An 11,639-nucleotide genomic window follows, 5' to 3' on the forward strand; every position below is an offset into this window, starting at 1 on the left:
TGAAAATCAAAAATTTTTTATTTTAAAGGGTTACCCCTTTTAAAATCTCGTTTGCAGCAGCTTCATCTGTGATGAGCCACGTTTGTTTTGGTGCATTTTTCATATATGCGCGAATGGCTTTGGCTTTCGTTTTGCCGCCCGCAATTGCGACGACATAGGGAATTTCTTGTAAGTTTTTTAATTGAAGGCCAATTCGTGGAATTTTATAGACCACTTTTCCTTCTTCATCAAAGAAATAACCAAACGATTCTGCCACGGCATTTTTTTGTTTGAGCATAACCATTTCGTCATCAGACATTTTTCGGCGTGCCGCCATGTGCAACGCTCGACCAATACTGTGCACCACACAGTTGGCATGACTAATTAACGTAAGAACTTCTTGAATCGAGGGTTCTTGTAATAAACTATTATACGTTTCACGACTCAATTGTTCTGGGACATATAACGCCCGGTAGTTACCACCCGTTTTGTTGGCCATTACAGCACTAATTGAATTGGCTTGGACAGAAACTGCTTCACCAATCCCTCCTCTGGCTGGAACAAACAAATTATGACGTTTTTCAGTTTCTAGTGATCCCATATTTTCGGCCACCATGGCCATTGTTGTCCCACCCATAACCGCAATTGTATTCTCACCATTTGGTAAGAGTAAATTCAGCGTATTGGTTAAGACATCTCCAAAGTCCGAAAGAACTTTCTTTTGGATATCACTATCTCCTGCAACAACGATACAACGTTGAATGCCAAAGTACTGTGTCATTTCTTTTTCGATTTGGTGCATACCAAGCAATTGATTCATGACTAATTCTAAACCTTGGTAGACTTCCAAACCGCGTTCTGTTAATGTCATTCCGCTTTTTGAAGGTTCAATCAGGTTGAGCTGCTTCAAAACATCTGTTTCTGTACGCAAGACTCGCTCTGTAATTCCCATCGTTTCTGATAAACTTCTACGTCCAATAGGTTGCATCCAATAAATATTGCGAAGAATTTGGAATCTTTCTTGTAATACATCGAGCATATCTGGAGCAACTGCTTCAATCATTTTAAATTCTTTTAACATGATGCGCTCCTTTTGTGGGTCGAAATATGTCCAAGTAAGACTGAAAACGACCTATGAACTTTAAAAAAATAGAATTGATGTTCGTTTTTCCTACTATTTATTCATAACAGTATTAAAAGTACTTATCAATTACACACTTAGTGTACCAGTTTTTTTAGGTCTTTTCAATAAAAATGATTCTTTTTTCATCGTTTTCTTTCAAATCCAAACAAAGCATTCGTTTGTGGGAAACAATAGCGACTTATTTCCGAATAATTAGATCTAATTAAACCAAAAGCAAAGGAATTCACGAACGTCTTTCAATTAACTTCTTGTTTAAATGGGAATTTCAGGTCCTCTCACAAAGCATTTTTTACTTATTTTTCAAAAAAAGCAACGAAGGAATAGACACAGCCATTCTCTCGTTGCTTCATACCCTTTTATTTGTAATCTTCTTCGTAAAAACGTCCTAAAATTTTAACATTATCTGAGATGCTGACAAAGGCATTCGGATCACTTTCTTTCATGGCTGCTTCTAAACTTGGCAACTCAAAGCGTGTCACAATAGTTAGCAAAACAGTTTGGCGATCGTGGCGATACGCCCCTTCCGCTTCATGAATAATTGTAATACCGCGGCGCATTTTCTTTTGAATCTCATCCACGACTCGATCTGGGTTTTTAGTGACAATCATAACTTGCATTTTCTTTTGCTTAGTATAAACGGCATCTGTGACCTTCCCACTTACAAAAATTGATAACGCACTGTAGAACATGTACTGCCAGCCAAATAAATAACCTGCAACGAAGACAATTAGTGCGTTAAAATAAATTGAAATCGAGCCAACGGAACGCCCCGTTTTTTTCCGAATGGTAATGCTTAGAATATCTAATCCCCCAGAAGAAACCCCGTTTTTTAAGACAAAACCAATTCCTGATCCAGAAATCGCCCCACCAAAAATAGCACAGATAATTGGATCTTGAGTCATCACCGTTTGCGGAACAATATGCATAAATAATGAAGTTAAAGTCACGGTAATGAAAGTAAAAATTGTAAACTTCTTACCTATTTTTTTCCACGCAATAAAGAATAACGGCACATTTAACAGATACAATGTAATGGAGACAGGCACATTAAAACCGACAATTTTTGTTGAGAGGGTTGTTAAAATTTGGGCCAAGCCTGTTAAGCCACTGGAATAAATATTTCCTGGTTGATAGAAAAAGTTCATGGCAATTGATGCAAGAATAGCATAGACAATCGACACAGAAAATTTTGTTGTATAGTCATGAACTGGCAGTCCGTCATAAATTTTTTTCATAAATAATAGCCTCGTTTCAGGTTTTCAATAAATTACATTTCTTTTCATATTATACGTGGTTTACCGAGAGAAAAAAAGAGATTCCTATAATAATTACGGAAGATTCATCAAATGTTTATAGAAATGAAAAAAGAACGAAATCTTAACGATTTCGTTCTTGGGTTGTTTCATAATGGGCTCTTGGTCCACCAATATATTTAGGACGAGAATATAATGCTGTAACATGGGCCGCACCTAACGTTCGAATGCTCAAGCGAAGAGGAACTTGCACATGTTTTACATGCATACCGATAGATGTATCGCCAATGTCAATCCCTGCTTGAGCAACAATATGCTCCACTTCCACAGGTTCATCAAATTTTTCAAAGGCAGCCACTGAACAAGAACCGCCAGCATGTAATTGTGGTACTACCGAGACAATTTCAAAGCCTTTTTCTTCAGCCACACGACGTTCCATCGCTAAAGCACGATTAATATGTTCGCATCCTTGGACAGCCAAAGAGATGCCTTTTTTATCTAATTGTTCAATTAAGGTTGAGACAATCCATTGTCCTACTTCGGCACTGGAATTTTTACCAATGACGCCACCTACTACCTCGCTAGTGGTACAACCTAAAACAAATAGGTCCCCTTTTTTTAAATTCCCTGCTGTAATGACTTCTTCTGTAATTGTCACTAACTGTTCTTTTAACATTTTTTCATCGATAGTCATTTGTTCATCCTTCTTTCTTCTAAACGACCATTTTTTGGTAACACACGTTTTAATGTTTGACTAAGAGGCAATGCTACAATCACCCCAAATAAGGATTGAATGATATTCCCTGGTAAAGAGGCAATCCCCGCACCCACGCCGTAAAGCCAGCTAGTCGCTAAAGCATACCCGCTAATCATGAGGAGACTGGCTAAAAGTAATCCTAGCGTTTGCATCTTTTTATTTTTATTAAAGAAGTGCCCTGCTAACCAACCTTGTCCGCCATGAATCAATAACGAAAAAACGAACCATTGTGGATAGCCTGACAATAAATCAATTAAACCACCGCTTAAAGCTCCGACTGTCAAGCCACCAATCGGACCAAAAAGTAAACTAGCAATGTAAATCCCTGCATCCGCCAATGTAACAAAGCCATTTGTTGCTGGGACGGGGATAATAAAGACCATTGACACAGCCACTGTTAAAGCGGTAATTACTGCATATAGACTAATTTTTCTTGTCATTATCCGCCACACCTCCTGCTAGTAATCCTTCATGCCACACACTTCCAAAAGCTGCATTTAGCTGGACCCCAGAAACAATGGCTTCATGAACGTATGTTTTTGCTAAATCAACTGCTTCAATTAACGGATATCCTTTAACTAAATTCGCACCAATTGCAGAGGCAAAGGAACAACCAGCGCCATCAATGGTGTGGGCCATTACTTTTTCTTTGACCAATTGAATATGTTGTTGTCCATCATAAAAAAAGTCACGTGCTTCTTGGCCAAGCCAACGATTACCACCTTTAATCACCACCGTTGCCGCTCCTAAAGAGTTTAACTCTTCCGCCGCTTGTTGAACTTCTTCGACGGTTGTTAATTTTCTGCCAATGAGTAATTCTGCTTCTTTTAAATTAGGCGTTATAATCGTTGCGAATGGAAAAAGTTTTTCAATCAATAACTGCATGTATCTTTTTTCATAAACTGAAGTCGTTTCTTTAAAAGCCAAGACAGGATCCAACACCACCGGCAGACCTGCGTGCTTTTTCAAAAAGGTTGCAATTTGTAGCATACTTTCTTCACTGTGAATCAAGCCAATCTTGATGCCGTCTAAACTCCCGGCAGGTATGGAAGCGAGTTGCTCTTTCACCAAAGAAGTCTCCAGGTCATGAATCTGAAAATGATTCTTGGGGGCTGTAGCAAGGCAAGTTAAAGTTGATAAGCCAAAGACTTGATGATTTTCAAACGTTTTTAAATCTGTTTGAATCCCGCCACCTGAAAAAGGATCGGAACCGCCAATTGTTAAAATTATTTTTGTCATTTGTTTCGCTCCTTTATACACTCAGTTATCATACAAAGTTTTCTAAAAAGAAAAAACAGCCAATTGGCAGATTTTTAGCTCAGCCACTTTTTATTTTGTTATCCTTTTCCTTCCCAAAGAAAGAGTGACCTCATCCGTCAATGAAGTCACTCTTTCTTTAGATTTAACATTTATTCGTCAATGGCTGTTACATCAATGTTTAATTCAAACAATTGTAATGGAGAAACTAAACTTGGTGCGTTGTTCATTGGGTCAATTGCTTTCCCGTTTTTAGGGAAGGCAATCACTTCACGAATATTTTCTTCCCCAGCCAATAGCATTGCTAAGCGGTCTAGCCCTAAAGCAATCCCTCCATGTGGCGGGAAGCCGTAATCTAATGCGTCTAGCAAGAAACCAAATTGGTCTTGTGCTTCTTCTTTTGTAAAACCTAACGTTTCAAACATTTTTTCTTGTAATTCTCGTGTATGGATCCGTAATGAGCCACCGCCTAATTCGTAGCCGTTTAAGACAACATCGTAAGCTTCAGCATACACAGAGGCTGGGTCTGTTGCTAAGCGGGCCACATCCTCTGCTTTTGGTTGTGTAAATGGATGATGAGCAGAAACATAGCGGCCAGCTTCTTCATCATATTCAAACAACGGCCAATCCACAATCCATAAGAAATTGAATTTCGATTCATCAATTAAACCTAATTCTTTACCTAAACGTGTACGTACCGCACCTAAAGCAGCGGCTACGATTTCAGGTTTATCGGCACCAAACATTAAAATATCACCGACTTCTGCATTGGTAGCAGCAATTAATTCATCACTAACTTCTGTTAAGAATTTAGCAATTGGTCCTTTTAAGCCATCTTCTTCAACTTTTAACCAAGCTAAGCCTTTTGCACCAAATTGACTCACATACTTACCTAAGTTATCCATATCTTTACGAGAATACTTATCTGCGGCGCCTTTTGCATTCAAAGCCTTCACATGTCCACCATTTTCCAACGCTGCTTGGAAAACTTTGAAGTCTACGTCTTTCACTACATCTGCAACATCAATTAATTCCATAGCAAAACGAGTGTCGGGTTTATCGCTACCATAGCGTGCCATCGCTTCGTCATAGCTCATTCGTGGAAACGGAACAGAAATCTCAATTCCTTTTGTCTCTTTCATCACTTCAGCCAACATATTTTCTGTATATGTTTGAATTTCTTCTGGTGTTAAAAAGGTCGTTTCGATATCGATTTGTGTAAATTCTGGTTGACGGTCGCCTCGTAAATCTTCATCACGGAAACAACGAACGATTTGGTAATAGCGATCGAAGCCTGCCCCCATTAATAATTGTTTAAAGAGTTGTGGTGATTGTGGCAAAGCATAAAAATGACCGGCATGGACACGAGAAGGAACCAAATAATCTCGAGCGCCTTCTGGTGTTGATTTGCCTAAATAAGGAGTTTCAATGTCTAAAAAGTCATGATTATCTAAATAGTGACGGATTGTTTTCGTTACTTGGTGACGTAATTTAATGTTGTTTGTCATTGATGGACGACGTAAATCTAAATAACGATATTTCATGCGCAATTCGTCATTAACGTTATTATCATCTTCAATGGTAAATGGCGTTGTTTTCGCAGTATTTAAAATCGTAATGTCAGTCGCCATCACTTCAAACTCGCCAGTTTTCATTTTGGGATTAATCGCTTCTTTATCACGATAAACGACTTGACCTTTAACTTCGATGACGTATTCACTACGACATTTATCAGCAATTTCCCATGCTTCTTTTGACTTTTCTGGGTTAAAGACCACTTGGACGATTCCTTCACGGTCACGTAAATCAATAAAGATAACGCCTCCTAAGTCACGACGTTTTTGAACCCATCCTTTTAATACAACTTCTTTTTCAATAAATTCGGCAGATACATTGCCGCAATAGGTTGTGCGTTTTGCCATTTCTCAATCTCTCCTTTTTATTCTTCAATCATTTTTGTCATCATTTCGTCATACACTTCATCAAATGAATCATGAATAGCACTTAACGGGAAGGCTTTTTCTTCGCGTGTTGCCATTGATTTTACGTTGACAATGCCTTCATTCAATTCATTTTCACCGATTGTTAAAACTAATTTTGCTTGTAATTTATCGGCCGTTTTAAATTGCGCTTTTGGTTTGCGATTCATGTAATCACGATCAGCTGAGAAACCAAAGTTACGAATGCTTTGAACAAGTTGCAAAGCTGCGACGTTGGTTTCTGAACCAATCCCAACCACATATGCGTCTAATTCAGATAACGCTGGAATCACAACTTCTTCAGCTTCCATTGTTAACAACACTCGCTCAATGCCCATACCAAAACCAAAACCTGGTGTGTCTGGGCCGCCTAATTCTTCAACTAAACCATTGTATCGGCCTCCTGCACAAATAGTTGATTGCGCACCCATTTTAGGCGCTTCACTCATAATTTCAAAAATTGTGTGTGTGTAATAATCCAGGCCGCGAACCATATTACTATCAATTTCATAAGGAATTTCTAGTAAATCTAACATATCAGTTACTGCTTCAAAATGTGCTTTAGATGGTTCATTTAAATAATCTAAAATGGAGGGCGCTTCTGCGACGATCACCTTGTCTTTTTTATCTTTGCTGTCTAACACCCGCAATGGATTTTCGTGTAAGCGACGTTGTGAATCCTCGCTTAATTCTGCCATATGGGGCTCTAAATAATCGATTAATGCTTGACGGTACGTAGCACGTGTTTCTTTATCCCCTAAGGAATTAATAACTAATTTGATTTGTTGGATGCCTAATTGTTTGAAGAAGTCCAAAGCCATAGCCATAATTTCAACATCCAATGCTGGGTTTTCACTACCAAATGCTTCCACACCAATTTGATGGAATTGACGCAAACGACCAGCTTGTGGGCGTTCATAGCGGAACATCGGCCCCATGTAATAGGTTTTATATGGTTTCGTATATTCCGGACCATATAATTTATTTTCAACGAAGGCCCGAACAATTGGCGCTGTCCCCTCAGGACGTAGCGTCACGTGACGGTCTCCTTTATCATAAAAATCATACATTTCTTTTGAAACAATATCTGTAGTATCGCCAACACTGCGAGATATCACTTCATAATGTTCAAAAATCGGGGTTCTGATTTCTTGGTATTGATAATCTTTAAAAATCAAACGAGCTGTTTCTTCCACAAATTGCCATTTTTCAGAAGTTCCTGGCAAAATATCGTTTGTTCCTTTTGGTTTTTGATAACTCATTGTCTTTCTCTCCTTCTATCATTCCACAAAAATGTGTGCGCCATTTTCTTTTTTCTAAAAATGAAAAAAGCCCTTGTATGTTGAACATACAAGGGCGTAAAAGTCTCTTTTACACGGTACCACCTAGTTTTGAAAGATTTGACTCTTTCCTCAACGATTAACGCTCGTAACGGGACGGCTTTTCTTCCGTCCATCTCCAGAATGTCTTTCACTTTCACTGTTGAAGTTGCTCTCAGCCACGGCAACTCTCTCTTCGCAGACAGATGAAACTTACTCGTTCCTTCGTAGATTTTTAATATTATCTATAAACTACTAAAGTTCTCTTAGAAAGTCAAGGGTTTCCGACAGGAAAATCAATTATTTTTCTCGTGTATCAATCACAATGGTCACTGGACCATCATTGGTCAACGACACTTGCATATCCGCGCCAAATTCTCCTGTGGCTACCGCTATTCCTTCTGCTTCTAATTGTTGATTAAATAATTCATACAAAGGAATCGCCACATCTGGACGAGCCGCTTCAATAAAACTGGGACGATTGCCTTTTTTAGTTTTTGCATAGAGGGTAAATTGAGAGATACTCAAAATTGATCCTTCAATCTCTTGAATACTGCGATTCATTTTTCCTTCGTCATCTTCAAAAACACGTAATTTACTGATTTTGCCAACAACATAAGCCACATCTTCTGGCGTGTCTTCTTGATGAATGCCCACCAGCACCATGAAGCCTTGTTTGATTTGTCCCACTATCTGCTCTTCTATCGCAACTTGTGCTTGACTGACTCTTTGAATAACTACTTTCATCTTTTTTGCCTCACTTTTAACACTTACCCATTGGTTCGACGAACACTATAAACATCTGGTACACTTTTAATTTTGTCAACGATGGTTTTTAAATGAGAAAGGTTTTGAATTTTCACAGTGACATGAATCTGGGCCATCTTATCTTTGGATGGACGAGCTTCAACGCCGACTAAATTTTTTGTCATCGAACTAATGACTTGTAAAACATCACTCAGTAAGCCACTACGATCATAGCCGTAAATCTCCAAATCGGCAGCGTATTCTTTGCGACTGTGCTCGGTATCTTCCCACTCAACTTCAATTAGACGTTGTGCTAATTCTTCTTGATGTTGTACGTTAGGACAGTCCGCACGATGAATTGAAACGCCCCGTCCTTTGGTAATGTAACCAACGATTTCATCACCAGGCACTGGATTACAACAGCGGCTTAAACGAATCAATAGGTTGTCCACCCCTTGAATCACGATGCCGCCTTCATGACGAACTTTCATTTTTTCTGATTCTTTTTTAGCTGGCTGATTTAACAACTCTTCTGCTTCTTGGCGTTGACGTTCCAACTCTTGTTCGCGGCGTTCTTTTTCTGTTAAACGATTGCACACTACTTGCGCACTTACTTCGCCATAACCTACTGCCGCAAATAAATCATCTTCCGTTTGAAATTTAAATTTATCTAGCACTTCCGCCATTTTATTCTTCGTTAAAAATTCTTTCGGTGTAAAGCCGATTTCTGTCATGTATTTAATGACAGCATCATGCCCTTTAATAATGTTATCTTCACGGTCTTGTTCTTTAAAGAAACGTTTGATTTTATTTTTGGCTTTACTTGTTTTAACCATTTTCAGCCAGTCGCGACTAGGTCCGAAAGAATTCGGTGATGTTAGGACTTCAATAATATCCCCATTTTTTAGGACATAGTCTAACTGTACCATTTTGCCGTTGACCTTCGCACCGGTTGTTTTATTCCCAATTTCAGTATGAATGCTGTAGGCAAAATCTAGTGGTCCGGAGCCTTTTGGCAGTTCGGTTACATCTCCACTTGGCGTAAAGACATAGACTTTGTCGCTAAAAATGTCTTCTTTCACACCTTGCATAAATTCAGAAGCATCGTAGCTTTCATCTTGTAATTCAATAATTTCATGGAACCAATCGACTTGCTTCGTCAGTTCATCTGTTTCAATTTTTTCCGCTTTGCCTTCTTTATAGGCCCAGTGAGCCGCCACCCCAAATTCGGCGATTTGGTGCATCTCATGGGTCCGAATTTGGACCTCTACTGGATTCCCTTTTGGCCCAATAACTGTCGTATGGATAGACTGATACATATTCGCTTTTGGCATAGCAATATAATCTTTAAAGCGACCTGGCATTGGTGTCCAACGTGTATGAATCGCCCCTAACACGGCATAGCAATCTTTAATGGAATCGACAATAACACGAATGGCTAATAAGTCATAGATTTCATTAAATTGTTTCTTTTGGTCCTTCATTTTACGATAGATTGAATAAATATGTTTTGGTCGACCATATATTTCTGCGTAAATTTCTAAATCTTCCGTAGCTAAACGAATATCTTCGACTGCTTCTGCCACATAAGCTTCACGTTCATCGCGTTTACTTTGCATCAAATTAACAATTCGATAGTATTGGTTGGGGTTAATATAACGTAAGGCCGTATCTTCTAATTCCCATTTAATTCGACTAATCCCTAAGCGATGTGCTAAAGGTGCATAAATTTCTAAAGTTTCTTGTGCAATCCGTCGTTGCTTATCTTCACGTAAATGTTTTAATGTGCGCATATTGTGCAAACGATCGGCTAGTTTCACCATAATAACCCGTAAATCTTGCGCCATTGCCAATAACATTTTTCGATGATTTTCAGCTAATTGTTCTTCATGAGATTTATATTTAATTTTTCCTAGTTTCGTTACGCCATCGACTAACATTGCGATGTCTTCGCCAAATTCTTCTTTTAAATCGTCCAGTGTTACGTCCGTATCTTCGACAACATCATGTAAAAATCCTGTTGCTACAGTATGGGGATCCATATGTAATTCAGCCAGAATGCCTGCCACTTGAATCGGATGGATGATGTAAGGTTCACCTGATTGTCGGACTTGACCTTCGTGTGCTTTTTCAGCATAAGTTAATGCTTTTTGAACCAACTCAACATGTTCTGGTCCCATATAGGTACTTACAATTTTGATGACCGCTGGGCCTGTCAGTATTTCTTCTTTTGGCATGGTATTCACTCCTCTATGAAGGTGACCTTTGGATAAAGAACACTTCGTTCACGTTTTATCTATTTTAATAAAAAAGAAAAGTACCACTTGAAACAGTAGCACTTTCAACAACTCTATTATACTAAATTTCCCTTAAATTTCAATCACTGTCGCTTTTTTACTCTCTGTTTATTCAAAGAGAATGCCTACAAGAATTTTACAGGCGGGCTTTCGTTTAATTTAAAAGTTCCATTTGGTAGCTAACCGCACTTAAAAGATACAACGGTGCTGTTTCTGCTCGTAAAATTCTCGGACCCAACCCGCAAAGTTTCGCCCCAGCCTGCAGAAATTGTTCAATTTCTTGCGGCGCAAAGCCACCTTCAGGTCCAAAGAGCACACACAAACGTGCGCCTGGCTGGCAAGTGGATAATACTTGTGCTAACTGACTTTTTTCTCCTTGTTTTGCTGATTCTTCATACGCAACCAAGACTGTGTCATATGAGTCAAATTGCGCAATGATTTCTTGTGTTTTTTCCACCAAAGAAACATTTGGTGTCTGCTGCCGATGCGATTGCTCCGCCGCTTCTGTGGCAATTTTTTGTAATCTTTTTTCTTTGGCTGCTCTTTTTTTGTGGTCCCATTTGACAACGGAAGTTTTCGCAGGAAAGCCGATAAACTGATTGCCACCTAGCTCCGTGCCTTTTTGAACAATCCATTCTAACTTGTCCCCTTTTGGTAACCCACACGCAATCGTCACTTCAATTGGCAATTCTTTGTCCATTTCTTCTTTACTAATTTCTTTAAAGTAAACAGACGTTGGATCAATTTCCACAATCTCAGCTAAAATGGCAGTTTTATTTTGAAATACTAAATAACAACGATCATTCGGCGTCATTCGCATAACCCGCACAATATGATGATAGTTTTCATCTGCGACTTTATACAAATCTTTTTCTTGATAATCTTCTTTCATGAAATACCGTTGCAT

At 38.8% G+C, this 11,639-nt stretch carries 11 protein-coding genes; all 11 read right to left on the reverse strand.

All coding sequences use genetic code 11. From position 1 onward, the window contains the following. Nucleotides 1–22 precede the first annotated feature (22 nt). Complete coding sequence (locus tag IGM09_RS07990; protein ID WP_002357092.1) at nt 23–1,060, reverse strand: sugar-binding transcriptional regulator; 1,038 nt, start codon at nt 1,058–1,060, stop codon at nt 23–25. A gap of 419 nt (nt 1,061–1,479) precedes the next feature. Beyond that, on the reverse strand, nt 1,480–2,358 hold the full coding sequence (locus tag IGM09_RS07995; protein ID WP_002357090.1) for a YitT family protein: 879 nt from the start codon (nt 2,356–2,358) through the stop codon (nt 1,480–1,482). Nucleotides 2,359–2,500: 142 nt separating this feature from the next. Continuing rightward, entirely contained in the window at nt 2,501–3,070 is a 570-nt protein-coding gene (locus tag IGM09_RS08000) for a TIGR01440 family protein (RefSeq protein WP_002364165.1), read from the reverse strand. After that, nucleotides 3,067–3,573: an ECF transporter S component gene (locus IGM09_RS08005; RefSeq protein WP_002357086.1), complete on the reverse strand. Its 507-nt coding sequence runs from the start codon at nt 3,571–3,573 to the stop codon at nt 3,067–3,069. The genes IGM09_RS08000 and IGM09_RS08005 overlap by 4 nt, the downstream gene beginning before the upstream one ends. Then, on the reverse strand, nt 3,557–4,393 hold the full coding sequence (locus IGM09_RS08010) for a bifunctional hydroxymethylpyrimidine kinase/phosphomethylpyrimidine kinase (protein WP_002385835.1): 837 nt from the start codon (nt 4,391–4,393) through the stop codon (nt 3,557–3,559). Before IGM09_RS08010 ends, IGM09_RS08005 begins: the two co-directional genes overlap by 17 nt. A gap of 149 nt (nt 4,394–4,542) precedes the next feature. Continuing rightward, nucleotides 4,543–6,312, reverse strand: a complete 1,770-nt coding sequence (aspS, locus tag IGM09_RS08015; RefSeq protein WP_002360034.1) for an aspartate--tRNA ligase — start codon at nt 6,310–6,312, stop codon at nt 4,543–4,545. Between the two features lie 17 nt (nt 6,313–6,329). Then, complete coding sequence (hisS, locus tag IGM09_RS08020; RefSeq protein ID WP_002362049.1) at nt 6,330–7,631, reverse strand: histidine--tRNA ligase; 1,302 nt, start codon at nt 7,629–7,631, stop codon at nt 6,330–6,332. Next, a complete protein-coding gene (locus IGM09_RS08025; RefSeq protein ID WP_002383130.1) occupies nt 7,628–7,849 on the reverse strand; it encodes a hypothetical protein in 222 nt (73 codons plus the stop codon). Before IGM09_RS08025 ends, hisS begins: the two co-directional genes overlap by 4 nt. Nucleotides 7,850–7,988: 139 nt before the next feature. After that, nucleotides 7,989–8,435 carry a D-aminoacyl-tRNA deacylase gene (gene dtd, locus IGM09_RS08030; RefSeq protein ID WP_002357080.1) on the reverse strand — a complete coding sequence of 149 codons (447 nt, stop codon included), beginning with the start codon at nt 8,433–8,435 and terminating at the stop codon, nt 7,989–7,991. A gap of 23 nt (nt 8,436–8,458) precedes the next feature. Next, on the reverse strand, nt 8,459–10,672 hold the full coding sequence (locus IGM09_RS08035) for a RelA/SpoT family protein (protein ID WP_002357079.1): 2,214 nt from the start codon (nt 10,670–10,672) through the stop codon (nt 8,459–8,461). 214 nt (nt 10,673–10,886) lie between these two features. Further along, on the reverse strand, nt 10,887–11,639 hold the full coding sequence (locus IGM09_RS08040) for a 16S rRNA (uracil(1498)-N(3))-methyltransferase (RefSeq protein WP_010713279.1): 753 nt from the start codon (nt 11,637–11,639) through the stop codon (nt 10,887–10,889).

This window comes from Enterococcus sp. DIV0167 (genome assembly GCF_050541555.1).
Classification (GTDB): Bacteria; Bacillota; Bacilli; order Lactobacillales; family Enterococcaceae; genus Enterococcus; species Enterococcus faecalis.